Here is a 24733-nt window from a genome sequence, read left to right on the forward strand (position 1 = left end):
CAGTCGTGCGGCGGCGGCCGGGGTGCCGGGGTGCCGGGGTGCCGGGGTGGCCGGTCGGTCAGCGCGGGAGCCGCAGGGTGGCGACCGCGCCGCCGTCCGGGGCGTTGTCCAGGCGCAGTTCGGCGCCGAGCACCCGGGCCTGGCCCAGGGCGATGGTCAGGCCGAGGCCGTGCCCCGCGCCCCGCTCGGTGGCGCCCGTACGGAACCGGCGCGGGCCGTCGAGCAGCAGGTCGGCGGGGAAGCCGGGGCCGTGGTCGCGGACGACGACGGTCCGGCCCTCGACGGTGACGCGGACCGGGGTCCGTCCGTGCCGGTGCGCGTTGATGACGAGGTTGCCGACGATCCGCTCCAGGCGGCGCGGATCGGTCTCCACGGTGTCCACGGTGTCCACGGTCTTCGCGGTCTCCAGGGCTTCCACGGCCGGTGCGTGCGCTGCGTGCGGCGCGTGCGCCGCGTCGGGCGCCTCGGTGACGCCGACCTCCGTGTCGAGACCGGTACGGGCCACCGCCTCGGCGACCACCGCGGCGAGCGGGACCCGGGCGCGTACCGGCGCCTCCGCGCCAGCGTCCAGCCGGGAGATCTCCAGCAGGTCCTCGACCAGGCCGCGCAGGTCCCGTACGCGGGACCGGAGCAGGTCCTCCGTCTCGCCGGCCGGCAGCAGGTCGGTGGCGGCCAGCAGGCCGCCGACGGGGGTGCGCAGCTCGTGGGCCACGTCCGCCGTGAACTGCCGCTCGATGCGCAGCCGTCGGCCGAGGCTGTCGGCCATGAGGTCGACGGTGGCGGCGATGGCGGTCACCTCGTCGCGGCCCCGGGCGTGGCCCAGGGCGGGGCCGGTGCGGGCGTCGAGGTCCCCGGCGGAGATCCGGGCCGCGGTCTCGGCGACCCGGCGCAGTCGGCGGGCGACCAGCCCGGCCCCGTAGACCGCCAGGGGCAGCGCGGCGGCGAGCGAGAGCAGCGAGGCCACCGCCATGCTCGCGTCGAGGCGGCGCAGGTCGTGGAGTTGCGGGCTCATGTTGATCCGCACGGCCAGCACCGGGCTGCCCGCGCCGCCGACCCGCTGGGCACCCCAGACGCTCGGCCCGAGGTTCCCCTCGACGCGCCCGTCGTAGGCCACCCGCCGGTCACCGTCGGCCGGGTGGCGCAGGGCGGTGGGCAGTTCGGCCGGATCGAGCTCGGCGCCACCCGCCAGCGTTCCGGTGCGCCGGTAGACGTCCATGGCGGAGTACACCGTGTTGGTGGCTTCCATTTCGGCCCGGCTGCGGATGTCCATCGCGGTCCACACGTGGACGAGGAGGCCCACCGCCAGGGCGACCAGGCAGGCCGTGGCCGCCGCCAGCGCGGCGATCTTCCAGCGCAGGGGCACGCGGGCCGGCCACCACGGCCGGCGCGGGGGGTGCACCGGCCTCAGCGCCTGAGCTTGTAGCCGAAGCCGCGGACCGTCTCGATCCGCTCCCGGCCCAGCTTCTTGCGCAGCCGCTGCACGGCCAGGTCCACGACGCGGCTGTCGCCGTCCCAGCCGTACTCCCAGACGTTGCGCAGCAGGGTGTGCCGTTCCAGCACGGTGCCCGGGTGGGCGGCGAACTCCAGCAGGAGCTTCAGCTCGGTGGGGGTGAGCGCCACGGGGCTTCCGGAGAGGCACACCTCCATCCCGCCGGTGTCGATGGTCAGGTCCCCGAAGGTCAGTACGCCGTCCTCCCGGCCCGCGGCGGGCTCGCCGCCCGGGGCGGGCGCGTAGGCCGCCCTGCGCAGCAGCGAGCGGATGCGGGCCACGAGGACGTACGTGTCCACGGGCTTGACCACGTAGTCGTCGGCCCCGGCCTCCAGACCGGCCACGACATCGAGGCCGTCGCCGCGGGCGGACATCATCAGCACCGGCACCAGGCTGGTCTCGCGGACCCGGCGGCACAGCCCGATCCCGTCGAGGCCGGGCAGCATCACGTCCAGGATCAGCAGGTCGAAGCCGTCGTCGTCGCGGAAGAACTCCAGCCCGGTCAGTCCGTCGGCCGCGGCCGTGACCCGGTAGCCGTAGCGTTCGAGGGCGACGGTGAAGGACCGGCGCATCAGCTCGTCGTCCTCGACCAGCAGCACTCGGACCGGAGGCAGAGATTCCGGCGCCGGGGCGGGTGAGGACACGGGCGGGACTCCTGTTCGTACGGGCCGGGCGAAGCGCCGTCCCGGCGTGACACCACACGCCGCCGGCGACCCGGAAGGAACGATACGGGAGGCACCGGGCGCGGCGGTCGCCGTCGGGGCCGGGTGCGTGATCCGATCGGCGGCCGAGCGCTCACCGATACACGGCAGATACAAAAGGCCGGGGCCAAAAGGCCGGGGCGGACACCGGATGGGAAGGGCGCGGTTCCGGCGTCTGTCCGAATCACGGGCGCCACTGGCGGAAAACGGCCTATTCGAAGGGATGGGCCCGGCCGGGCGCTGCATAGTCTGATCATCGGTCGATCAGGATCCGCATCGGGGTCCACGGAGCGAGGAGAAACACTGATGGTCGGGTCGCGGGTCCTTTCCTTCGGGCACTATCAGCCGCCAAAAGTCTTGACCAATGCCGATCTTGAGCAAATGGTCGACACCGACGACGAGTGGATCCAGAGCCGGGTCGGGATCAGAACGCGCCGGGTGGCGGCCGCGGACGAGTCCGTTTCGGACATGGCCGCGAAGGCCGCCGAGCACGCACTGGCCAACGCCGGACTCACCGGTGCGGACATCGACTTCGTCATCGTGGCCACCTGCACGGCGCTCGACCGCTCGCCCAACATGGCGGCCCGGGTGGCCGCCGCGGTCGGGGCACAGGCTCCCGCGGCCATCGACGTGAACACGGCCTGCTCCGGATTCCCGCACGCCATGGCACTGGCCGACCAGGGCATACGGACGGGTTCCGCCACCAAGGCCCTGGTCATAGGCGTGGAGAAGCTCACCGACTTCGTCGACTGGACCGACCGCACCACCTGCGTGCTCGTCGGCGACGGTGCGGGTGCGGCCGTCGTCGTGGCCTCCGAGGAGGCGGAGATCAGCCCGGTCGTGTGGGGTTCCGTACCCGAGATGGGCCAGGCCGTGCGCATCGAGGCGCCCTCCAACACCTTCGCGCAGGAAGGGCAGTCGGTCTACCGCTGGGCCACCACGAAGCTACCGGAGGTCGCCCTCCAGGTCTGCGAGCGGGCCGGCGTGAAGCCCGAGGAACTGGGCGGCGTCGTCCTGCACCAGGCCAACCTGCGGATCATCGAGCCCCTGGCACGCAAGATCGGTGCGGTCAACGCCGTCGTGGCCAAGGACGTCGTCGAGTCGGGCAACACCTCGGCCGCGAGCATCCCGCTGGCGCTGTCCAAGCTCATCGAGCGGGGTGAGATCGAGAAGGGATCGCCCGTGCTGCTCTTCGCGTTCGGCGGCGGCCTGTCCTACGCCGGCCAGATCATCAACTGCCCGTGACCGGCGCCGGAGGATTGACGGCGATGACATCCCCGCGCGTGCCATGGTGGCCGCTGCTGCGGCTGCGGGAGGCGGTGACCGCGCCCCGGGCGCGGCTGCTGGTGTTCCCGCATTCCGGGTCCGGCCCCAACACCCTGTTCCCCCTGATCGAGCCGCTGCCCGACCACGTGGAAGTGCTCGGGCTCTCGCTGCCCGGGCGGGAGCGCCGGTTCGGCGAGCCGCCCGGCTGCCGGCTCGACCAGGTCCTGGACTCCGTCTCCGACGAGGTGCTCGGCCGCCACCCGCTGCCCACGGTGGTCTTCGGGCACAGCCTCGGCGCGCTCCTGGCCACCCGCGCCGCGCGCCTGCTCGGCCCGCACTGCCGGGCGGCCGTCGTCAGCGGGCAGGTCCCCGGCCGGACCCCGCGCCGGGCCCACGCCACCGCCACCGACGAGGACGCCGTGCGGCTGCTGCGCGACGGCGGGGGCACCCCGGAGTGGGTGCTCCACGATCCGGACATGCTGGCGCACGTGACGCGCGTACTGCGGGCGGACATCGAACTCGGCCGGGAGGCCGCGGCGGGGTTCGAGGACGTACGGCTCGACGTGCCCCTGCACGCGCTGGGCGGCACGGCGGACCCACTGGTCCCGCACGAGCCGCTGGACGGCTGGGCCGCGCACACGACCGGAGCGTGCGAGGTGCTCCGGTTCGACGGCGACCACTTCTTCCTGCTGGCCGACGAGCACCGCCCCACGGTCGTGGACGTGCTGCGCCGGGCGCTCACGGAGGGCTGACCGGGCGCCCGGGGCCGGCAGGGCTGTCAGGGCTGCCAGGGCCGGCCGGCCGGGCGCAGCGCCGAGCCGGGCCGGGCCGCCCGGGCGTGCCGAAGGCCGGAGGGCCGGAGGTCCGGAGTCACGTGGCGCGTGGCTCCGGCCCGGGGTCGGTCCCCGGCCCGCGGACGTCACGGCCGGATGACGCGGACCTGGTAGCTGCCGTTGCGCAGTTCACCCACCACGGACACGCTGATGCCGGCCTTCTCGTCGGTGAAGGTCTCGCCCGGCCGGAACGGCGCGTCCGAGAGCTCCGCGTGCACATTGGGCCGCCGGGTGCAGCCGCCGCTCGTGCTCGCGCTGTCCGACACGGTGATCGGGCCGTGCCCGGTGTCCACGTCGGAGTCCACCTTGTAGATGAGGACGCCCGGTTTGCAGACGGCCTCGTCGTTCCCGGCCCGGGTCCGCACCTCCACCGCGTACCCGACGCTCTCCGACAGCGGGACGAAGGCCAGCTTGGTGCCGCCCCGTATCCCCAGCGGGGACAGGGTGTGGTCGCTGGTGCCCGACTTGGCCGCGCAGCTGATCTGCGTACTGTCCAGCCAGCCCAGCTTCCACTTGTGCCAGCCCATCAGGTCGTTGTTGGCACCCCAGTCCTCGCTCATGATGTCCCAGTGCCCGACCGTGTTCCCGCCGTCCGAGGTGTAGAGGTCGGGCAGCCCGAAGACGTGCCCGTTCTCGTGCGGGAGCACCCGGTAGCCGGTCTCCTGGTAGGTGCCGGAGCCGTCGTCCTGCCGGCTGTAGACGAAGGACGTGTTGGCCAGCGGCACGCCGTCGGCGACCGGAGCCTCGCCGTTGCCCGAGAAGGTCACCGACAGGACGGTGTCCAGGGCGGACGGCCCGGCGTTCGGCGTGACCAGGACGTTGACCAGGTCGTACCGGGTGAAGTCCACCTCGGGGTCGGCGGCCTTCGCTATGTGCTCGACGAGCTGCCGGTAGCCCGGCTCGTACGCGGACCCGCGCTCGATCCCGTACGCCGCGAAGGGCATCGGCATCCGCAGCCAGTCCTTTATCGGCGCCTCGGCCCGGTAGACCAGCCGGCCGTAGGAACTGGTGCGGAACCATTCGGCCGTCTGGGGGAAGAACTCCGCCATCCGGTCCGCCGCCGTGCCCTCGCCCTTGGCATCAGGGAAGTCGATCATCAGGTTCAGGGCCCGGATCTCGCCGGTCGAGCGTGAGTACCCGGGCGGGGTCGGCATGCCCTCGGACATCTGCACACCCATGGTGCCCGCGATCCGGCAGGGCGCGAGAGCCGATTCGACGGTCGTGGCCACCGCTCCGGCCGCCGAGTTGCCGCGGCTGGATATGCCCGTGCTGGCGGTCGTCGTGACGCCGAGGGCCAGCGCGGTCAGGCCGATGTACGCGCTGGTGCGGCGTGGTCTGCGTATCCGGTGGCGGGTCTGCGACATGGAGATCGCCTTCGGGTCCGCGGCAGCCGGCCCTGCCCGGTCTGCGCTCTGTTCGATCACCCTCCGCCGGGCGCGGCGCGCCCGCGCGTCGGGAGAGGCCGAACGTGGACACGCCCGTGACTCAGGTCACACGGGGGAGTGAAATAACCGGGGACCCGATCCCCGTTTGTACGGGAGTCCCGCTAAGCGGGGAGCGGCTCCCCGTTTGGGCGGGCGGTCGCGCAGTCCGCACCGCGAGTCCGCGAATCCGCGCCAGGGAGGCCCCGGAATGAAGAGCGCCACCAGCACCGCCCCGGCGGCCCGGCCCACCCCGGACCCGGCGCAGACGCAGGTGCAGGTGCAGCCGCAGGAGGTGCAGCCGCAGGGGTCCGCGACCGGAGTCCCGCGTCCGCGCGCCGACGCCGTCCGCAACCGCGAGCGGATCCTGACGGCGGCCCGCGAGGCCTTCGTCGAATCCGGCTCCGCGGCCCCCTTCGACGAGGTCGCCCGCCGGGCCGGCATCGGCAATGCCACGCTCTACCGGCACTTCCCCGACCGCCCCACCCTCGTCCACCACGTCGTTCTCTTCACCATGGGCCGGGTGACGGCCTCGGCCGAGGCCTCCCTGGCCGAGGAGTCCGACGCCTTCGCCGCCCTGTGCCGGTTCACGCACGCCGCCGCGGACGAGCGGATCGGGGCCCTGTGCCCGATGCTCGCCGACGGCTTCGACGGCGAGCACCCCGAACTCCTCGCAGCACGCACCGCGCTGGAGGAGGCCGTCGTCACCCTGCTGGCCGCGGGCCAGGACGCCGGACTGGTCCGCGCGGACATCGGCGTCGGCGACCTGATGGTCGCCCTGTCCCAGCTCAGCCGCCCCCTCCCCGGCACCGCCTGCCTCGACACCGACCGCTTCGCCCACCGCCATCTCCAGCTCTTCCTCGACGGGTTGCGGGCCCCGGCCCGCTCCGAACTCCCGGGTTCGGCAACGACCTTGGACGACCTGCGGCAGAAAACCATGTGACGCGCACAAAGCTAAAGAAATATCCTTTTTCAGTCATTCCGCACAGTGAAGTGGGTACCCCCATGTCCAAAACGGCCGCGAGCCTCGCGCCGGCTGCCGATCCCAGCCGCTGGAAGGCACTCGTCTTCATAGCCCTGGCCCAGCTGATGGTCGTCCTCGACGCGACCATCGTGAACATCGCCCTGCCCTCCGCCCAGACCGACCTCGGCATCTCGGACGGCAACCGCCAGTGGGTCATCACCGCGTACGCGCTGGCCTTCGGCGGACTGCTCCTCTTCGGCGGCCGCATCGCCGACAAGTGGGGCCGTAAGAACGCCTTCGTCGTCGGCCTCATCGGCTTCGCCCTGGCCTCCGCGCTCGGCGGCGCCGCGAACGGCGAGGCCATGATGCTCGGCGCCCGCGCCCTGCAGGGTGCCTTCGGCGCGCTGCTCGCACCGGCGGCCCTGTCGCTGCTCGCCGTCATGTTCACCGACGCCAAGGAGCGCGCCAAGGCCTTCGGCATCTACGGAGCCATCGCGGGCGGCGGCGGCGCCGTCGGCCTGATCCTCGGCGGCTTCCTGACCGAGTACCTCAACTGGCGCTGGACCTTCTTCGTCAACATCCCCTTCGCGATCGTCGCGGCCGTGGGTGCCTGGATGGTCATCCGTGAGCCCGCCGGCTCCCGCAACCGCGCGCCGCTCGACATCCCGGGCGTGGTCCTGTCCACCACCGGTCTCGTCGCCCTCGTGTACGGCTTCACCCGCGCCGAGTCCGCCGGCTGGTCGAACACCCTGACGGTCGCCATGTTCGTCGCCTCGGCGGTGCTGCTGGCCGCCTTCGTCCTCGTCGAGGCCAAGGTGAAGTCCCCGCTGCTGCCGCTGCGCGTCCTGCTGGAGCGCAACCGCGGCGGTGTCTACCTCTCGCTGGGCCTCGCCGTCATCTCGATGTTCGGCCTGTTCCTCTTCCTCACCTACTACCTGCAGGTCGTGAAGGGCTTCTCGCCCGTCAAGACCGGCTTCGCCTTCCTGCCGATGATCGCGGGCATGATCGCGGGCTCCACCCAGATCGGCGCCCGCCTGATGACCCGGGTCCCGCCGCGCCTGCTGATGGGCCCCGGCTTCCTGGTCGCCGGCCTCGGCATGCTGCTGCTGACCCAGCTGGAGGTCGGGTCCTCGTACCCGGCGCTGATCCTGCCGGCGCAGCTGCTGCTCGGCCTCGGCATGGGTACGGCGTTCATGCCGGCGATGTCCCTGGCCACGCACGGGGTGGACCCGGCCGACGCCGGTGTCGCCTCCGCCATGGTCAACACCTCGCAGCAGGTCGGCGGCGCCATCGGCACCGCGCTGCTGAACACCATCGCCGCCTCGGCGACCACCGCCTACCTGGCCGACCACGCGGCCGAGGCCGCTGCGGGCGGCCCGGCCGGGCAGCTGATCCAGGCGCAGGCCATGGTCGAGGGCTACGCGTCCGCCATCTGGTGGGCGGTCGGCATCCTGGTCGCCAGCTCGGTCATCGCGCTGACGCTGATCAACACCGGCCGTCCGGGCGCCGGCGGCCCGGCGGCCTCCGGTTCCGGCGAGGACGCCGAGCTCAAGGTGCCGGTGCTCGCCCACTGATCAGGCCGAGGGCCCCGCGGAATGACTGACGACCCCGTCTCGTTCAAATTTGAACGAGACGGGGTTAGTCTGTTTCCGTACGCGTTTCAACCAAAGAGGAGCGCCCCCGTGACCCGCATACCGGCCTTGTACCTGAGCCACGGCGCACCCCCGCTGGCCGACGACCCGGTCTGGCCGGGCGAGCTGGCCGCCTGGGCCGCCGGCCTGCCGCGCCCCCGGGCGATCCTGATGGTCTCCGCCCACTGGGAGGAGGCCCCGCTCGCCCTCGGCGCCACCGAGCGCGTCCCTCTCGTGTACGACTTCTGGGGCTTCCCGGAGCACTACTACCAGGTCCGCTACGACGCCCCCGGCGCCCCGGAGCTGGCCGCCTCGGTCCGCAAACTGCTGCGCGCCCCCGGCACCCCGGTCCAGGACATCCCCGACCGCGGCCTGGACCACGGGGCGTACGTCCCCCTGGTGGAGATGTACCCGGAGGCCGGCATCCCGGTCCTCCAGATCTCCCTGCCCACGCTGGACCCGGCCGGGCTGATGGACATCGGCCGCAAGCTGGCCCCGCTGCGCGACGAGGGCGTACTGATCGTGGGCAGCGGCTTCTTCACGCACAACCTGGCTGCGCTGCGCCATACGGGCCCGGGCGTCCCCGCCTGGTCGGCGGAGTTCGACGCGTGGGGCCGCGAGGCCCTGGCCGCGTCCGACGTGGACGCCCTGCTGGACTTCGAGCACAAGTCCCCGGCGGGCCGCCTGGCCCACCCCCGCACGGAACACTTCGCCCCGCTCTTCGTCGCCCTCGGCGCGGCCGGATCCGACCTGACCGCCGCCCGCACCCCGGTGGACGGCTTCTGGATGGGCCTCTCGAAGCGCTCCCTCCAGTTCGGCTAGTGCGGTGACCCGGTGACCCGGTGAACCTTTCCGGTCGCAGCGCCAGGACCTGCGCGATGTGCCGGTGATCGCTCCGGTGCCCACGAACCCCTTGGCCGGCCCTGGCCGCTCAACCGGACGGGCGGTGGCCTAGGCGCTTCTCGTACCAGCGGACGTCCCAGTACCGGCCGAACTTCCAGCCCGCCTCCGTGAACTCTCCGATCCGGCGGAAGCCGAAGCGCTCGTGGAGGCGCACCGAGGCCTCGTTCGGCAGGGCGATCCCGGCGAACACGCGGTGCACGGGCTCCTTGGCCAGGGCCGCGAAGAGCGCCTCGTAGAGGAGGGTGCCGACGCCCCGGCCGACCGCGTGCGGGGCGAGGTAGACGCTCACCTCCACCGATGTGGCGTAGGCCGGTTTGGGGCGGAATGCGCTGCTCGTGGCGTATCCGGCTATTCGATCGCCTGTCCAGGCAACCAGAAGCCGGTGCGGCCCGTCTTCAGGGTGGGAGTGCAGCCAAGGGCGGCGCTGTTCCGGAGTGAAAGCGGCCGTGTCGAATGTGACGGCGGTCTCACGGACGTAGTGGTTGTAGAGGTCCGTGAGAGGCACCAGATCGGCCTCCGTTCCGGGTCTGACCTGCACCTCTTCGAGATCTTGTGACATCCGCTCCCTCTCTGGTGGCGGGGCAGGATACTGCAAGATCTCGAAAAACAGGGAGCGGCGTGGGAATTCTGTCCCGATTCCAGTCGTTGTTTCCTTCGGAAGCGGGCACTCGGGAGAGTGTCCGTGACGCACCGGACCGGTTGGCAGCCGTCCCGGCGGCGTCCACCAGCCGCACCGCGACCGAACACTTCGCAAGGGAGCACGCATGGCAACCCGCGCCGTCGCCCGTCGTCAGTCCACGAGCAGCGCTCGCGCTGTGGGCGGGGAGATCGCAGACCGTGACCTGGTCGGCATGTACCTGGACGAGATCGCGCGCACCCCGCTGCTCGACGCCGCCAAGGAAGTGGAGCTCTCCCAGATCATCGAGGCGGGCGTCTACGCCCAGCAGATCCTCGACGGCGCGATGGAACGCGACGGGGACGCCCCGGCCCGCGAGGAGCTGGAGGCGCTGGCCGCCGAGGGCGAGCGGGCCAAGGAAGTCTTCATCCGCTCGAACCTCCGCCTCGTCGTGGCCGTGGCCCGGCGCTATCCGCGCAGCGGTCTGCCCCTCCTCGACCTGATCCAGGAGGGCAACGCGGGCCTGGTCCGCGCGGTCGAGAAGTTCGACTACGCCAAGGGCTTCAAGTTCTCCACGTACGCCACGTGGTGGATCCGGCAGGCGATCACCCGGTCCATCGCGGACCAGTCCCGCACCATCCGCCTCCCCGTCCACCTGGTCGAGGAGCTCGGCCGGATCCGCCGCATCCAGCGGGAATTCAACCGCGAGAACGGCCGCGACCCGGAGCACGCCGAGATCGCCGCCGAGCTGGACTCGACGGAGAAGCGCGTGGGCGACGTACTGGACTGGGCGCGCGACCCGGTCAGCCTCAACATGGCGGTCGACGACGACGGCGACACCCAGTTCGGTGACCTCCTGGAGGACACCTCGGCGATCTCGCCCGAGCAGTCCGTGCTCTCCCTGCTGCGCAGCGAGGAGCTGGAGGACCTGCTGGGCAAGCTCGACCAGCGCACGGCGTCGATCATCAAGATGCGGTACGGCATCGACGACGGCCGCGAGCGGACCCTGACGGAGGTCGGCAAGCAGCACGGCCTGACCCGTGAGCGGATCCGCCAGATCGAGAAGCACGCGCTGCTGGAACTGAAGCGGATGGCGCGTGACACCGGCTTCGACGCCGTGGCCTAGAGCGGCCCGCAGCCAAGCCCCCCAGACGAGCCCCGGTGCCTATCCCCCCCAGGCGCCGGGGCTCCCGGCTACGGCGCCGCAGCGTCGGACAGCCGCGCGGCCAGCGCTCCGGCCGCCGCACGCAGCTCCGCCGGCTCCCGCACGGTGAACGGCAGCCCCGTCAGGGCGAGCCGCGCCGCCGTCCACTCCGGCGCGTCCGCGCTCTCGAAGCGCACCGAGGTCCCCGTCCCCTCACCCGGCAGGGCCGCGGCCCGCAGCCAGGCCGGCAGCTCCGCCGGGCCGGCCGCGAAGTCGGCCTCCACCCGGTACGGCTGCTTCTCCCCGCCCCGCAGCCCCCGCCGGACGAACTCCTCCGCCTCCATCGGCAGCTCCCGCCGCGCGAACCGGGCCCCCGTCGCGAAGGCCTCCTCCACCCGGTCCACCCGGAAGGTCCGCCAGTCCTCGCGCTCCAGGTCGTAGGCGACCAGGTACCACCGGCTCCCGGTGCTCACCAGCCGGTACGGCTCCACCAGCCGCCGCGTCTCGGCCCCGTTCCCCGCCCGGTACGCGAACCGCAGCCGCTCCGGCCCCGCCACCGCCGCCGCCATCGTGGTCAGCGTCCGCGGGTCCACGCTCGCCCCGTCCCCCCGGGACAGGGCGATCGTGGCCGACTGGAGCGCGCTCACCCGGTGCCGCAGCCGCGAGGGCAGGACCTGCTCCAGCTTCGCCAGGGCCCGTACGGAGGCCTCCTCGACCCCCTCGATCGCATGCCCGGCCCCGGCCCGCAGCCCCACCGCGATCGCCACGGCCTCCTCGTCGTCCAGGAGCAGCGGGGGCATCGCCGCGCCCGCCACCAGCCGGTATCCGCCCTCGGCGCCCAGGGTGGCCTCCACCGGGTAGCCGAGGTCCCGCAGCCGCTCGATGTCGCGCCGGATGGTCCGCGCGCTCACCCGCAGCCGCTGCGCCAGCTCGCTCCCGGGCCATTCCCGCGGGGTCTGGAGGAGGGACAGCAGGGAGAGCAGCCGTGCGGGTGTGTCGGTCATGAATCCAGGCTGCCAGCGAAATAGGACACAGACTGACCTAGACGCCGTCTAAGTTTCTCCTCATGAGCACCGAGACGTCCAAGACATCGCCCGAAAGAGAGAACGGGCCCGTACAAGAAGAGCGGAACGACGCAGCCCACGACGCACCCAGCTCGCCCGCCGACCGCCGCCGCTGGCTGGCGCTCGCCATCGTCATGACCGCGGCCTTCATGGACCTGGTCGACGTCACGATCGTCAACATAGCCATCCGCACCATGCGTGAGGACTTCGGCGCCTCCACCAGCGCGATCCAGTGGATCACCGCGGGCTATGCCCTCGCCTTCGCCGCCGGCCTGATCACCGGCGGCCGTCTCGGTGACATCTACGGCCGCAAGCGCGTCTTCCTCATCGGCATCGCCGGGTTCACCGTGGCCTCGCTCCTCTGCGGCATCGCCGCCAACCCGGACGTGCTCGTCGTGGCCCGCCTGCTGCAGGGCGGCATGGCCGCCCTGATGGTGCCGCAGGTCCTGGCGATCATCCACGTCACCTTCCCGCCGCAGGAGCGCGGCAAGGTCTTCGGCATGTTCGGCGCGATCGTGGGCCTCGCCGCCGTCTCGGGTCCGCTGCTCGGCGCGCTGCTCATCGAGTGGGACCTCTTCGGTCTCGGATGGCGCCCGATCTTCCTGATCAACCTGCCCGTCGGCATCATGGGCGTGATCCTGGGCCGCAAGTTCATCGCCGAGTCCAAGGCCCCCAAGGCGCTGCGCCTGGACCTGGTCGGCGTCGTCCTCGCCACCCTCGCCCTGGTCCTGCTGATCTTCCCGCTGACCCACGGCCACGAGAACGACTGGCCGCTGTGGGGCTTCGTCTGCATGAGCGCGGCGCCCTTCGTCTTCGCCGCCTTCATCGCGTACGAGAAGTACAAGATCAAGAAGGATGGCTCCCCGCTCGTCGAACTCTCCCTCTTCAAGGTCAAGAGCTTCGCCGGCGGTATCGCCGTCCAGCTGACCTTCGGCATCGCCACCGGCATCTTCTTCCTGGTCTGGACGATGTACATGCAGATGGGCCTCGGCTGGAGCGTGCTGCGCGCGGGCCTCACCGGCATCCCGTTCTCCATCGCGGTCTCGGTCGCCGCCGGCCTCTCGGTCGAGAAGCTCGTCCCCCGCTTCGGCCGCAAGGTGCTCCAGGCCGGCGCGCTGGTCATGGCCGCCGGTCTGCTCCTCTACATCTGGGAGTCGCAGCACTACGGCATGGAGATCGCCTCCTGGCAGATGGCCGCCCCGCTGATCGTCATGGGCGTCGGCATGGGCCTGATCGTGGCCCCGCTGAACGACACCGTGCTCTCCGAGGTGCCGCGCGAGCACGCCGGCTCCGCCTCGGGCCTGATCAACACCACCGGCCAGATGGGCAACGCGCTGGGCCTCGCCCTGACCTCAGTCGTCTTCTTCGGCCTGATCGACGACGACATGGTCTTCGGTCCGCCGTACGTGGAGGCCTTCCGCGGCGCGCTCTGGTGGGTCGTGGCCGTACTCGTCGTGATCTTCGCGGTGATGTTCGTACTGCCGCGCAGGGCGCTCCCGATGGAGGAGCGCGAGGGCGCCGCCGAGCACGCCGGCCGCACCGTGGAGAAGGTCCCGGCCGGCTGAGCCGGACCCGGGGAACCGCCGCACGGACATGCCCGCCCTCCCGGGCGGGCATGTCCGTTCCTTTTTGTCTCCCTCCGCCCCGCCCGCGGTCCCGGTCCCGCAGCGGGTGACGGTCAGGACTTGGGCAGCGGCACGGTGTTGACGTAGGCGGTGCCGTTGGTCGAGAAGCCCTTCACGGCCTTCTCGACCTCCGCTGTCGGCACGGCCTTCTCGGCCTGGTAGTAGAGCCAGTCGACCCGCATATCCCAGGTGCGCGGCCCCTGGAAGGGGAGGTCGACGAGCCAGGCGCTGAAGTGGATGCCCATGCGCTCGCGCGGGAAGTACTTGCTGTCGCTGGTGAACAGCTCCCGGCCGTCCATGGAGTAGGTGACCGATCCGTTCACGGCAGTGATCATCAGGACGTGCCAGCCTTCGAGCTTGTCCTTCTGGGCCTTGGTGACCCGGTCGCCCTTCGTGCTGTTGCGCCAGCTCGTGGTGTCGAGCCTGGGACCCGGCGCACCCCATCCGCCGTTCGGCATGTACTCGTAGTCGAGTTCGCTGTACTGCGCCGACGTGTGGTCGGGCGAGATCGCGAAGAAGGACTCGTTGATGTGATCGCCGTTGCGTCCGCTCGTGGGCTTGTCGCTGAAGTAGACCCGGGCGGCGAGGGTCCCCGTGAAGAAGTACGGCTTGCTGGTCTGCAGCTCGGACTGCTGGGTGCCCTTCGCGGTCCCGTCGCTGGTGACCTGCAGCTGCAGCGACTGGCCCGCCTTGCCGGTCCCCTCGGCCGGGAAGCTGATGCCCGCGGCGGACCAGGTGTCCTTGATCCCCGGACCGCCCTGGCCGGTGCGGACCCGCCAGCCGTTGGAGGCGAGCGCGGGGTCGTCGGGGCCGGTGTAGGAGAAGTCGTCGAACATGACCCCCGCCGGCGGCGCGGCCGCGGCCGGTGCCGTCACGGCGAGCGGGCCCTGCCCCGCTGCCGCGTCGCTGCCGCTCGGCTCGTCACCCCAGACGTGCTTGCCGCCGAGGTACGCCGCCACCCGCTCCGACGGGGCGTAGTGGGTGGACTTGGCGTCGAACGAGAGGTCGTTCGCCTGGTTCAGCTCTTTGTGGTCGAGACGGAAGAGCTGGAGCCCGATCCCCTGACTGGTCTTGCCCGGCTCCAGGCTGCCGGCCGCCGCCGTGAAGCCGATCTGGAGGTAATGGCTGGAAGTCGGACCGGAACCGGTCAGCGTGCCTATCTTGGCGGTGATGTTCGAGCAGCCGAGAGCCGTCTGGACACAATTGGAACCGTAAGCGGAAGCATCATCCGCAGAGAAGTAGTACCTAAGGGCCACATCGCTCAACGCCACGGTCTTCTTGGAATTGTTGATGACTTCCAACCACGGCTTGGCCGCAGCGCCTGTGGCCGGGGCGTCGGTCCGGTATCGGACCGTGAGGTCGGCGGACCCGTGAGCGGCAGAACCGGAACGCCATTTGGGATAGAGCACGAAGGCGCCGCCGCCGACTGCCAGTGCGCCCACCAAGAGGAGCACTTTGAGTACGTTCCAGCCTCGACGGCGAGGTTTTCGGCTGGAACGGCTCACAGAAACTCCTTGACGGGGTGGCATATTGAGCGCCATCGTAACCATGGTGCGCCAGAGCTCGGAAGCCGCGGATAGGGCAATAATTGGGCCCGATTTCCTTCGGCGCCGAAACTGTGGCTCAATCGTCAATTGTTCGGGGGGAGATCGGCCATAGAGCCGATCCAGAAGTGTTCTTCATCACTGTGCGGCGGGGATGCTGCACTCTCGGTGCCCATGTTGTCGTGTTTTGCCAGAGAGTAAAGGCCTCGCGGTGCGCCGCCGAGTGGCCGTCGCACCCTCTGACCGGGCCGACTGGCGCGGGGCGGCCGCACGGGTGTGCGGTACTTTCTGCGTGTGCTTTCACTGGATCTGCACACTGTGCAGATCGTGTGATGTTGACTTGGGTGGGGGAGAGAGATCTTGTCGGGCACTGTTGCGCGCCGTGAGCGTGCCGATGCGTCGCGCCGTGGGCGCGGTGCGGCGTTACGCCGTGATCGCGGTGATGCGGCGCGTGCGTCGCGCAGTCGGCACCGGCGAGGCCGCGTCTCCCCCGAGGGGGTCGACAGCGCCGCCCTCTACGAGACCGTTGTCCTCGTTCCGGCACGGAACGAGGAGGTCGGGGTATTCACGTCCCTGCGGTCCCTGGCCGGCCAGAGCCGAACCCCCGACCTGATCATCGTGGTGGTCAACAACTCGACCGACCGGACCCTGGACTTCGCCCAGCAGTTCGCGGACGACGAGAACACGCCGCCGACGGTGGTCCTGAACCTGGAGAACAACCCCCACAAGAAGGCGGGCGCCCTCAATCACGGTCTCCGCTGGCTCAGGGAGGCCGTCGGTGGCCGGCTCACCAACCGGGTGAAGCACGTCCTGGTCATGGATGCCGACACCGAGCTGCACCCGAAGTTCATCGAACGGGCCCGCAACGTCATCGCGTCCGACCCGGAGCTCGGCGGCGTCAGCGCCGCCTGCCTCGGCCGCACCGACCTGTGGCGCAACCCGTGGCAGCGGTACCTCCTCGGCATGCAGATCATCGAGTACGGCCGCGCCGCCAACACCCGTTTCCGCAGGGACGTCCACACCATGTCGGGCGCCGGCTCCTTCTACCGGGCGGAGGCCCTGCAGGGACTCCTCGACTGGCGGGGCGAGGTCTTCTGGGAGGACCACGCCAATCTGGTCGAGGACTACGAGACCACCCTGGCCCTCAAGGAATCGGGCTGGAAGGTCACGGCCAACCAGCTCTGCATCGCGTACACCGACCTCATGCCCACGCTGCGCGAGCTGATCCAGCAGCGCGAGCGGTGGAGCCGCGGCACGGTCGACACTTTGCGCGCCCGTGGTTGGACAAAGTTCACCTGGCATTCCATCAGCACCCTGATCCTGGGGCTGCTCGGCGCTGCTTACATTCTCGGTTGGGGAACGACGCAGCTGGTGGCGGCGGCGAAGCACGGCTTCTCGACGCAGCCGATCCTCCTGCTGCTCTTCGCCTTCTGGATCGTCTATCCCGCACTCCGCGTACGGAATATGGGCTGGAAGGCAATGCTCGTCGAGGCGCTGCTGCTCCCCGAGCTGGTGTTCACCGTGGTCCGGACCTACTGGCTCGTGTCCTCCATCATCAAGTCGTACGTGACCCGCGTATCCGCGTGGAAATGATTCAAGGAGAGCAATGAATTCCCTCAAGGGCTTGGGGGTCTGCGCGGTGCTTGGGGCCATCGCCTTCGCGCTGACCAAAGTGGAGAACATGGATCAGCTGATCCTCGGCGCCAGCATCGGGATCGTCACCCTGACGCTGATCGGCTACATGGCATCCATTCGGCGCAGCCGCAGGGACCGCCGCGTTGCCCGTGGGTACCAGGGGTCCTCCACGCGGGGTTGAATCATTCCCTCCGGTTCTCGGAACGGTCCGCCGAATTCTCCGGCGGGCCGTTCCGCGCATCCGGACCCCCGCTCCACCCGGCCCGCCTCAGCGCACCCGCGAGCGCAGTTCCATCGCTCCGCGCGCGGCCGCCTCGCTCTCGTACACCTCGCACATGTGCCGCCCGTCGGGCGTCGCCGTGTGCTCGACCTCCCACAGGCTGACCTCGGTCCCGTCCAGCAGGACGAAGGCGTGCTCGTACAGGCTGAAACCCGCGCCCCGCCCGTCCGCGAGGCAGTGCCGCGCGCCGAACGCCTGCGTGATCTGGTGCGCGTACGCCGACCGCAGCAGCGTCGCCACCCGATCGCCCGGCCGGTCGGCGTTCTCCGCGCGGCGCAGCACCCGCCGGGCATGGTCGGCGGAGTCCTCCACCGCGTACTCCCGGTGCCGCCGCACCGGGGCCGGGGCCGCGGCATACAGCGCGCTCAGCAGTGCCACGCCGCCCTCCGGCTCGTCCTCGCCCGGCACCAGCACCGGATCCGGGGACGCCCCGGCCGACGCCTCGCCGAACAGCCGGGTCACGGCCAGGCAGGTCTCCGCCTTGCTCGCGAAGACCTCGTGCCGGACGGCCCGGTCGCCCTCCAGCCGGTAGGCCAGCTCCCACAGCGAGACCGAACCGCCGTCGGTCAGCAGATAGGTGTGCCGGTGGGTCTCCCGCCAGATGCCCGCCTCCGGGCTGTGGTGGGTGGTGTAGAGCGAAGAGCTGTGGGCGAGCGCCGTGCCGAGGCGCTCGACCAGCCTGTCCGGCAGGTCGAAGGAGTTGAGGGCGCGGCCGAGGAGTCGTTCGAGGTGCGCCTCGGTTGTCTCGTACGGATCGCTCAAGGTGGGTCTCCAGGCCGTCGCAGCTTGTCACTTCGCGGAAGCTCAACGTAACCCCTGGTTCTGACATCACGTCCGGGGTTCGGTAAAACGTCCGGGAAGCATCGGAGGTTCCCGCCACACCTTCAGGTCAACTTGCGTACGGATGCGCACGGTTGGGCCCGATCTGAGGGGAAGCGCGGGACTATGGGCCACATGGCAACGAATACAGTGGGCCTCCCGCGTCAGCAGGCTCGGCCCCGCAGCGGACACGAGGGCGAACAGAGCGCCGCGCCGAGGGGGTTGGCCTGGCTGCTGGCCGTCACCGGGGCGGCCGGGCTGCTGGCCTCGTGGGTGATCACCCTCGACAAGTTCCTCCTGCTGGAGGACCCGGACTTCAAGCCCGCGTGCAGTCTCAACCCGGTCGTCTCCTGCGGCAGCGTGATGGCGAGCGAGCAGGCGGCGGCCTTCGGCTTCCCCAATCCGATGCTGGGGCTCGTCTCGTACGCCGTCGTGGTCTGCGTCGGCGTGGGGCTGCTGGCCGGCGCCCGCTACCGCGGCTGGTTCTGGCTCGGACTGAACGCCGGCACGCTCTTCGGCGTCGGCTTCTGCAGCTGGCTGATGGTCCAGTCGCTCTACGAGATCAACGCGCTCTGCCTGTGGTGCTGCCTGGCCTGGGTCGCGACCCTGCTGATGTTCTGGGCGGTCACCGCGCACAACGTCCGTACGCGCGCCCTGCCCGCCCCCGGCCCGCTGCGGGGCTTCTTCACCGAATTCGGCTGGGCCCCGCCCGCCCTGCACATCGGAGTGATCGGCATGCTCGTCCTCACCCGCTGGTGGGACTTCTGGACCGGCTGACCGCCGGTGGCGCGGAACGCGAAGAGGGCCCCGGCGGCTGGACGCCGCCGGGGCCCTCGTCCTTCACTCCACAGGCTCAGCGGCCCGCGATCACCCGAAGGGCGGAGCAGCCGGAGATCAGCTGCCGTTCGAGAGGTTGCCCGACAGGACCGGGATGTTGTCCAGGATGTGCGAGAGCGGCTCGTCGCCCTTGGCCTGGGTGGAGTTCTCGGTGCACTGCTGGTTCTGCGGGTTGGACAGGACGTTGATGTCCTGGACGCCGATGTTGAGCGCGGCGATCAGCGACTGGGCGTTGAGCTTCGCCGGCAGGCCGATGCAGGGCTTGTTGAGGGTGCCCTGGACCAGGCTGAGCTGCGGGCTCATGTCGCCGTGGGTCTTCTGGTTGCCGTAGATCTGCTGGGCACCGTTGCCGTTGACGGTGTTGACCCCGTTGTCGTTGCCGATGGCCATGGCCGGGGCCGCGGCGGCAGCGCCCGCGCCGATCGCAACGGCGGAGACCGCGGCGGCGGTCATGAACTTCTTGAACATCTTGATCCTTCTGTCGCACGAGTGCCCGCTGATGGAGCGCCCTGGTCAACTGCCCGACCAGGCGGTTGGTTCCGCTGCTTCACTCAAACGGCCTGCGCGTGTCGAGGTTTTCCCCGGCCCGGGTGAGTGCCCTCCGGACGCCTGCGCGAAGCCCGTACGCAGCCAGTACCCGCCGGGGCTCCGGTTGCGCTCCGTGCGAGGTGTTCGCACGGTGGGTGAGGAAGCGGACCGTTCAGGTCCACTTTCGTGTCCCCACCGCGAAGGAACATCCATGCACCGCACGAAGCCGTCCCGCGCCCGCCTCCTCGTCCCGTCGGCCCTCGCCGTCGTCATACTGTCCGGCGCGGCTGCCCCCGCGGGCGCCGCGGAGGGTGACGGCTCCGCGGCCCTCACCGATCGTGTGGCCTCCGTCCAGCAGCAGGTCGAGAAGATCGAGCGGCGCGCGGCGGCCGCCGGTCCCATCGACGACCTTCTGGCGAGCCTCACCAAGACCCTTGAGGGGCTTCTCGCGACGGTCGGAGGTCTGCTGCCCGACGGGGTGAAGCTGCCGCCGATCGAACTGCCGAAGCTGCCGGACATCACGCTCCCCGAGCTTCCCGGCCTGTCCGGCCTCATCCCCCTGCTGCCGCCGGCGGAGCTCCCGCCGGTCGACGGGCTGGTTCCCCCGGTGGACGCCCTGCCCGCGGTTCCCCCGGTGGACGCCCTGCCCGCGGTGCCCGCCCTGCCCGCGGTCCCGGCGGTCCCGGCGGTCCCGGTCACCCCCGCGATTCCCGCTCTCCCGGCGATTCCGGCCCTCCCGTAGGGGCGGCGCCGACCGGTAACCCGTCCGATGGTTACGACAATTGAGCCGAACAGGTCTCATCGTGCGCGTGACCGTGTCGTCTGGGATGCTGGACCGTTTCGCTCGATGTGAGCCCCGGTTCGGGGCAGAACATCGAACAGAAGGTGCACTTCCCATGAACTCTGCCAAGAAGGCCGCCCTGGTCCTGGCCACCGCTGGTCTCGCTGCGGCCGGTGCCGCCGGCTCCGCCGCCGCCGACTCGTCGGCCGAAGGCGCGGCCGTGGGTTCTCCCGGCGTCCTGTCCGGCAACCTGGCCCAGGTGCCGCTGCACATCCCGATCAACGTCTGCGGCAACTCCGTGAACATCGTCGGCCTGCTGAACCCCGCGTTCGGCAATGTCTGCATCAACCACTGACGTCTGCCGGACAACCGACTGTGGGCGCCCCGGCCTTGCCGGTGGCGCCCACAGTCGTGTCGGCGGGTGGTCAGCCGGGACGGTTCAGCCCTGGCCGCCGTTGAGCTTCACGCCGCCGAGCATGGGGGACGCCTGGGTGGCGCCGTTCGCGAGGCCGAGCACGGTGCCGGGCACGTCGTTGCGGACCTTGTTGACCTTCTGTGCGGTACCCACGACCTTGTTGACGGTGTCGCCCTGCTCGGCCAGCCCGTTGCCCACGGTCTGCGGAAGGGACTCGGAGACGGGCCCGACGGCGTTCAGCGTCTCGGTCACCCCGCCGGTCAGGCTCATGGGGGGCATCGCGGCCGCGGGCTCGGCGGCGAAGGCGGTGGCGGAGGCGCCGAGGGCGGCGACGGAGCCGACGACGACAGCGGCGACCTTCGTGAGCTTCATTATCGAAATCCTCTTCTTTCGTGGACAGAGGCGTCAGCGGCGACCGTCGCGCCGCTTTCGCCCTGGGTAACGATTCCCCATCGCTGCGGAAACGCGAACGCGCACGCGGTTAAGGGACGGGGGCGCGACAGCGGCCGGAGAATCCAACGAGGATTCTCCGGCCGATATTTATTCCGATTACCGGTGTTGCCGGTCAGGAGACGCGCGACCGCCGGTACAGAATGGCGCCGCCCAGGATCAGGGCGCTGGCGAGGGCCGCCGCGGCCGCGGGCTGACCCGCGCCGGTCTCGGCCAGTACGGGCCCGGTCACGTACGCCGGAGCCGGAGCCGGAGCCGGAGCCGACGGCTGTACGGGCGCGGGGGCCGGGGCCGGGTGCTCCACGGGCAGGCTGCCGTGCGGCGGCCCGGGTGCAGGCCCCTCCTCCACCACGGGAGCAGGTCCCGGTGCGGGGGCCGGCAGCGTGTGCGGAGCCTCCTCGGCCGGCGCCGGGACGGGCTCCGGGGCGGGGAGCGTGTGCGGAGCCTCCTCGGCCGGCGCCGGGGCGGGGAGCGTGTGCGGGGCCTCCTCGGCCGGAGGCTGCGGCGCGGGGGGTGCCGGCGGAGCCTCCGGCATCGGCGCGGGCGCCTCCTGGACCGGTTCCGGGGTGGGCAGCGGGGCCGGATGCTCCTCCACCGGTTCCGGCTTGGGGTGCGGCCGCTCGGGCGCGGGGGGAGCGTGGTGCGCCGGCGGGGGCGGCGGCGTCGACTCGGGGTGGTCGTCGCACTCCTCCTTGCCCTGCTGCTCACCCGGGCCGCCGTAGCCGCCCTCGTGGCGCGGCTCCTCCTGGCGCGGCTTCGCGTGCCGGGGCCCGTCCTGCCGGGGCTGCTCGTGCCGGGCCTGCTCCTGGTGGGGCTGCTCGTACCCGCCCGCGTGGCGCGGCGACCCGTGGCGCTGCTCCGGCACCGCGTGCCGGCCCTCGCGCTCGTCGAGGTAGCGCTCGAAGGCCTCGGCGTGCTCGGGGCTGAGGTGGCGCCCGTAGTCGTAGCCGTCGTCCGTGTGCGAGCCGGTGCCGGTGACGCACGTGTTCCCCATCGCAGGGTTGAGCGCCGCACCGCCGTCCACGCTGTTGCCGCACACGTTCGGTGCGAAGGTGATCGGTACCGAGACGCTGTTGCCGGCCAGCACGCCCGGTGAATGCGAGGCCTCGGCGCTCGATCCGGGGTGCGCGTAGGCCGCGCCGGTCGCGATCGACAGCAGACTCGACGCGGCTGCCGCCGTGAGCATCCCCTTGCCCAGTACCTGTCGGCTCAGTACCTGTCGCATGGGTCCTTCCCTGTCTACCGGCGCCACGGCCGGTGTGGAATCGGAGGTGGCCTCGGAGTGCACCGCCGTGCACTCCGAGGCCACCCCGAGGAGGCTTGCCCTTGCGGGCACAAGCGCTTCGTCAGGCGTTGACGCAGGTGTTGCCGAACGCCGGGTTCAGCAGCGCGATGATGTTCACGGTGTTGCCGCAGACGTTGACCGGGACGTGCACCGGCACCTGGGCCAGGTTGCCGGACAGGACGCCGGGGGACCCCACGGCCTTGCCGTCGGCGGCCGCGTCGGCCATGGCGGGGGAGGCGGCACCGGCGAGCATGAGAGCGCCGGCGGCCAGCACCACTGCCTTCTTGTACGTCATTTTGATTTCTTTCCTTCCCGCAGAGGCGTGTCCACTGCAGAAATAACAACGAGCGGTCCGGGAAAAAGAAACCGCACATTTTCGGCCGTCCGCCGGTAATTCACCCCGATGCCCGGTCCGATGTCCGGATCGAATTCCTGGTGCCGGCGGATTTATATCGAAAATTCCGGGGCCGGGAGCGTCCCGGCCCTACATGCGGCGAGGCCGCCGCGACCCGGTGGGTGCGACGGCCTCGCTGGCGCGGGCCTCGGTCAGCTGCCGTTCGAGACGTTGCCGGAGAGGACCGGGATGTTGTCCAGGATGTGCGAGAGGGCCTCGTCGCCCTTGGCCTGGGTGGAGTTCTCGGTGCACTGCTGGTTCTGCGGGCTGGACAGGACGGGGATGTCCTGGACGCCGACGTTGATCAGGGCCAGCACGGACTGCACGTTGGCCTTCGCGGGCAGGGCGATGCAGGGCTTGTTGAAGGAGCCCTGGATCAGCGCCATCTGCGGGCTCATGTTGCCGTAGGTGGCCTGGTTGCCGTAGATCTGCGCGGCGCCGTTGCCCTGGACGGTGTTGACGCCGTTGTCGTTCCCGATGGCCATCGCCTGCGGCGCCATGGCGGCACCGATGCCCACGACCGAGGCGGCAACCGCGGCCGAGGCCATCATCTTCTTGATCATTGTCGTCCCTTTTTTGCAGGATTGCCCGGTAGTGGAGCACCCGGAACAACGCCGCGGCCCCGGCTCGGGTTGCGTGGCTTCACTCGGATGCGGGCGTTTCGGGCAGCACGGTTGACGATCAGGCGCTGCTGCGGGTGGTGCCGAACGTGGGGTTCGGCAGGGCGGCCATGTTCGCCTGGGGCCGCGGGCGTCCACCGGGACGCCGACGGGCGCCTGGAACGGGCCGCCGCTCAGGGCGCCGGGAGACCCGCCGGTCTTCATCTCCCCATTTCCTTTCGGCTCGAACGATGGTGCAACCCATAACGACCCGCCCGTTGCGAGGGTGCGTGCTATCGCCCAAAAGGCCGTACGAGCGAGTCCGGCGTGATTTCCAGCCCGATTTCTGCCAAGGTTCACTCCTGTTTTGTCCCCTTGATTGAAAATGGAGACAGGGTCATGGGTTCCTCCCGCAGAATCCTCGGCACGCTCGGTCTGCTGTCCTGCCTCACCCTTTCCGTGAACGCCCAGATGGCGGGTGCTGCGGCTCCCGCTCCCAAGGAGCTGCCCCGGATCCCGTTCACCCAGCGTTACCAGTCCGTGCAGCACGGCGGGCTGGTGCGCGCCTCCAACTCCGGCATCAGCTGCCGCAAGGAGCAGTCCCCGCAGGCCGAGCCGTGCGCCGAGGTCAAGAAGGGCGCGGCCGGGGTCAACAGCGACTTCGAGATGTTCTACAGCGAGGTCGACAAGGACCCGGACACCTACAACTCCACCCGCGCCGAGCTCAAGGTCCCGCAGGGCGCGAAGGTCTCGTACGCCCGTCTCTACTGGGGCGGGAACCTGCGGGTGGGCGAGCAGAAGCCGCCGGAGGACAACGGCCGGGTGCTGGTCGCCGAGCCCGGCGGCGCGTACAAGGAGGTCCTCGCCGACACGGTGATGGGCCACCGCACGGACGCGGGCAGCGATGCCTACCAGGCCTCCGCCGACGTGACCCCGCTGGTCCGCAAGGGCGGCGCCGGCCTGTGGACGGTGGCCCAGCTCAACATCGCGATGGGCCACTCCGACGTGGGGGCCTGGGGCGGCTGGACGCTGGTCGTGGCCTACGAGCACCCGCAGGAGCCGGTGCGCCGGATCTCGCTGTGGGACGGCTTCGAGTCGATCGCCGCCCGCGGCGGTGACGGAACCGTCGAGATCGAGGGCCTGGACTCGCCGGCCGGCTCTGCGGGCCGGGTCGGGGTGGTCGGGTACGACGGGGACCGGGGCCTCCTCGGAGATTCACTCACCGTGACGGCCGACAGTGGTCGCCGGGTGAGTCTCAACGATGGAGAAAATCCTTTTAATGATGTTATGAATTCCACGATCACGGAATTCGGTGATCAGTCGTTCGTGCGACAGCCCGAACATATGAATAATCTCGGATATGACGCGGACGTGTTCGACCTGAGTCCCGCCCTGTCCGGTGGTGCCCGCAGTCTGAGCTTCAGGTTCACGGGTGAAAGTCAGGGTCATTTCCTCGGTGTGCTCTTCGTTCAGACAGACGCGCGCCGCTGAACGTAGGAGACCACTCCA

25 protein-coding genes are annotated in these 24733 nt (G+C 70.8%); 13 read left to right on the forward strand and 12 right to left on the reverse strand.

Annotation, left to right across the window (positions count from 1 at the left end):
- Positions 1–58: 58 nt before the first annotated feature.
- Together ACFY04_RS25555 and cseB are read right to left on the reverse strand one after the other, a co-directional pair.
- On the reverse strand, positions 59–1363 hold the full coding sequence (locus tag ACFY04_RS25555; protein ID WP_389119894.1) for a sensor histidine kinase: 1305 nt from the start codon (positions 1361–1363) through the stop codon (positions 59–61).
- Between the two features lie 41 nt (positions 1364–1404).
- Positions 1405–2133, reverse strand: a complete 729-nt coding sequence (gene cseB, locus ACFY04_RS25560; protein WP_389119897.1) for a two-component system response regulator CseB — start codon at positions 2131–2133, stop codon at positions 1405–1407.
- A gap of 363 nt (positions 2134–2496) precedes the next feature.
- Between cseB and ACFY04_RS25565 the strand changes: the two genes are divergently transcribed.
- Together ACFY04_RS25565 and ACFY04_RS25570 are read left to right on the forward strand one after the other, a co-directional pair.
- Positions 2497–3435, forward strand: a complete 939-nt coding sequence (locus tag ACFY04_RS25565) for a beta-ketoacyl-ACP synthase III (protein ID WP_389119898.1) — start codon at positions 2497–2499, stop codon at positions 3433–3435.
- Between the two features lie 23 nt (positions 3436–3458).
- Positions 3459–4208: a thioesterase II family protein gene (locus ACFY04_RS25570; protein WP_389119900.1), complete on the forward strand. Its 750-nt coding sequence runs from the start codon at positions 3459–3461 to the stop codon at positions 4206–4208.
- A gap of 167 nt (positions 4209–4375) precedes the next feature.
- Here ACFY04_RS25570 and ACFY04_RS25575 read toward each other — a convergent pair whose 3' ends face one another.
- Complete coding sequence (locus ACFY04_RS25575; RefSeq protein ID WP_389119901.1) at positions 4376–5653, reverse strand: M6 family metalloprotease domain-containing protein; 1278 nt, start codon at positions 5651–5653, stop codon at positions 4376–4378.
- Positions 5654–5921: 268 nt separating this feature from the next.
- Here ACFY04_RS25575 and ACFY04_RS25580 point away from each other — a divergent pair, with 268 nt between their 5' ends.
- From ACFY04_RS25580 to ACFY04_RS25590, 3 genes are all read left to right on the forward strand, one after another.
- Positions 5922–6653 (forward strand): TetR/AcrR family transcriptional regulator, encoded by a 732-nt coding sequence (locus ACFY04_RS25580; protein WP_389119904.1) that lies wholly within the window; start codon positions 5922–5924, stop codon positions 6651–6653.
- 62 nt (positions 6654–6715) lie between these two features.
- On the forward strand, positions 6716–8248 hold the full coding sequence (locus ACFY04_RS25585) for an MFS transporter (protein ID WP_389119905.1): 1533 nt from the start codon (positions 6716–6718) through the stop codon (positions 8246–8248).
- A gap of 117 nt (positions 8249–8365) precedes the next feature.
- The gene (locus ACFY04_RS25590; protein ID WP_389120198.1) at positions 8366–9127 is read left to right on the forward strand and encodes a dioxygenase; all 762 of its coding nucleotides are present in this window, start codon (positions 8366–8368) and stop codon (positions 9125–9127) included.
- A 109-nt stretch (positions 9128–9236) separates the two neighbouring features.
- On the opposite strand, the gene ACFY04_RS25595 is transcribed toward ACFY04_RS25590, so the two are convergent.
- A complete protein-coding gene (locus tag ACFY04_RS25595) occupies positions 9237–9767 on the reverse strand; it encodes a GNAT family N-acetyltransferase (RefSeq protein ID WP_389119906.1) in 531 nt (176 codons plus the stop codon).
- A 205-nt stretch (positions 9768–9972) separates the two neighbouring features.
- On the opposite strand from ACFY04_RS25595, the gene ACFY04_RS25600 reads away from it, so the two are divergent.
- On the forward strand, positions 9973–10950 hold the full coding sequence (locus tag ACFY04_RS25600; protein ID WP_389119908.1) for an RNA polymerase sigma factor RpoD/SigA: 978 nt from the start codon (positions 9973–9975) through the stop codon (positions 10948–10950).
- Between the two features lie 68 nt (positions 10951–11018).
- Here the strand turns inward: ACFY04_RS25600 and ACFY04_RS25605 are convergent, their stop codons facing one another.
- Positions 11019–11972 (reverse strand): helix-turn-helix transcriptional regulator, encoded by a 954-nt coding sequence (locus ACFY04_RS25605; RefSeq protein ID WP_389119909.1) that lies wholly within the window; start codon positions 11970–11972, stop codon positions 11019–11021.
- A gap of 62 nt (positions 11973–12034) precedes the next feature.
- Here ACFY04_RS25605 and ACFY04_RS25610 point away from each other — a divergent pair, with 62 nt between their 5' ends.
- Entirely contained in the window at positions 12035–13597 is a 1563-nt protein-coding gene (locus ACFY04_RS25610; RefSeq protein ID WP_389119912.1) for an MFS transporter, read from the forward strand.
- A 113-nt stretch (positions 13598–13710) separates the two neighbouring features.
- Here ACFY04_RS25610 and ACFY04_RS25615 read toward each other — a convergent pair whose 3' ends face one another.
- Entirely contained in the window at positions 13711–15099 is a 1389-nt protein-coding gene (locus tag ACFY04_RS25615) for a cellulose binding domain-containing protein (RefSeq protein ID WP_389119914.1), read from the reverse strand.
- Between the two features lie 462 nt (positions 15100–15561).
- Between ACFY04_RS25615 and ACFY04_RS25620 the strand changes: the two genes are divergently transcribed.
- Positions 15562–16794 carry a glycosyltransferase family 2 protein gene (locus ACFY04_RS25620; RefSeq protein WP_389119917.1) on the forward strand — a complete coding sequence of 411 codons (1233 nt, stop codon included), beginning with the start codon at positions 15562–15564 and terminating at the stop codon, positions 16792–16794.
- Between the two features lie 13 nt (positions 16795–16807).
- A complete protein-coding gene (locus ACFY04_RS25625) occupies positions 16808–17017 on the forward strand; it encodes a hypothetical protein (RefSeq protein WP_314250580.1) in 210 nt (69 codons plus the stop codon).
- 87 nt (positions 17018–17104) lie between these two features.
- On the opposite strand, the gene ACFY04_RS25630 is transcribed toward ACFY04_RS25625, so the two are convergent.
- Positions 17105–17878 carry a DUF6227 family protein gene (locus ACFY04_RS25630; RefSeq protein ID WP_389119920.1) on the reverse strand — a complete coding sequence of 258 codons (774 nt, stop codon included), beginning with the start codon at positions 17876–17878 and terminating at the stop codon, positions 17105–17107.
- A 192-nt stretch (positions 17879–18070) separates the two neighbouring features.
- On the opposite strand from ACFY04_RS25630, the gene ACFY04_RS25635 reads away from it, so the two are divergent.
- Positions 18071–18712 carry a vitamin K epoxide reductase family protein gene (locus tag ACFY04_RS25635; protein ID WP_389119921.1) on the forward strand — a complete coding sequence of 214 codons (642 nt, stop codon included), beginning with the start codon at positions 18071–18073 and terminating at the stop codon, positions 18710–18712.
- Positions 18713–18829: 117 nt separating this feature from the next.
- On the opposite strand, the gene ACFY04_RS25640 is transcribed toward ACFY04_RS25635, so the two are convergent.
- Positions 18830–19240 (reverse strand): rodlin, encoded by a 411-nt coding sequence (locus ACFY04_RS25640; protein WP_389119923.1) that lies wholly within the window; start codon positions 19238–19240, stop codon positions 18830–18832.
- Between the two features lie 271 nt (positions 19241–19511).
- On the opposite strand from ACFY04_RS25640, the gene ACFY04_RS25645 reads away from it, so the two are divergent.
- Both ACFY04_RS25645 and ACFY04_RS25650 read left to right on the forward strand, forming a co-directional pair.
- Positions 19512–20042, forward strand: a complete 531-nt coding sequence (locus ACFY04_RS25645) for a hypothetical protein (protein ID WP_389119925.1) — start codon at positions 19512–19514, stop codon at positions 20040–20042.
- Between the two features lie 154 nt (positions 20043–20196).
- The gene (locus tag ACFY04_RS25650) at positions 20197–20436 is read left to right on the forward strand and encodes a chaplin (RefSeq protein ID WP_389119928.1); all 240 of its coding nucleotides are present in this window, start codon (positions 20197–20199) and stop codon (positions 20434–20436) included.
- An 84-nt stretch (positions 20437–20520) separates the two neighbouring features.
- Here ACFY04_RS25650 and ACFY04_RS25655 read toward each other — a convergent pair whose 3' ends face one another.
- The 4 genes from ACFY04_RS25655 to ACFY04_RS25670 form a co-directional block, all read right to left on the reverse strand.
- Positions 20521–20868 carry a hypothetical protein gene (locus tag ACFY04_RS25655; RefSeq protein WP_373042054.1) on the reverse strand — a complete coding sequence of 116 codons (348 nt, stop codon included), beginning with the start codon at positions 20866–20868 and terminating at the stop codon, positions 20521–20523.
- A 193-nt stretch (positions 20869–21061) separates the two neighbouring features.
- On the reverse strand, positions 21062–22171 hold the full coding sequence (locus tag ACFY04_RS25660; RefSeq protein WP_389119931.1) for a chaplin: 1110 nt from the start codon (positions 22169–22171) through the stop codon (positions 21062–21064).
- Between the two features lie 121 nt (positions 22172–22292).
- Entirely contained in the window at positions 22293–22526 is a 234-nt protein-coding gene (locus ACFY04_RS25665) for a chaplin (RefSeq protein ID WP_314250595.1), read from the reverse strand.
- 251 nt (positions 22527–22777) lie between these two features.
- Positions 22778–23188 carry a rodlin gene (locus tag ACFY04_RS25670; RefSeq protein ID WP_030011310.1) on the reverse strand — a complete coding sequence of 137 codons (411 nt, stop codon included), beginning with the start codon at positions 23186–23188 and terminating at the stop codon, positions 22778–22780.
- A gap of 363 nt (positions 23189–23551) precedes the next feature.
- On the opposite strand from ACFY04_RS25670, the gene ACFY04_RS25675 reads away from it, so the two are divergent.
- Positions 23552–24715 (forward strand): DUF3344 domain-containing protein, encoded by a 1164-nt coding sequence (locus ACFY04_RS25675; protein WP_389119934.1) that lies wholly within the window; start codon positions 23552–23554, stop codon positions 24713–24715.
- Positions 24716–24733: the final 18 nt, after the last annotated feature.

The organism is Streptomyces sp. NPDC001549 (assembly GCF_042894025.1).
GTDB classification, from domain to species: domain Bacteria; phylum Actinomycetota; class Actinomycetes; order Streptomycetales; family Streptomycetaceae; genus Streptomyces; species Streptomyces kutzneri.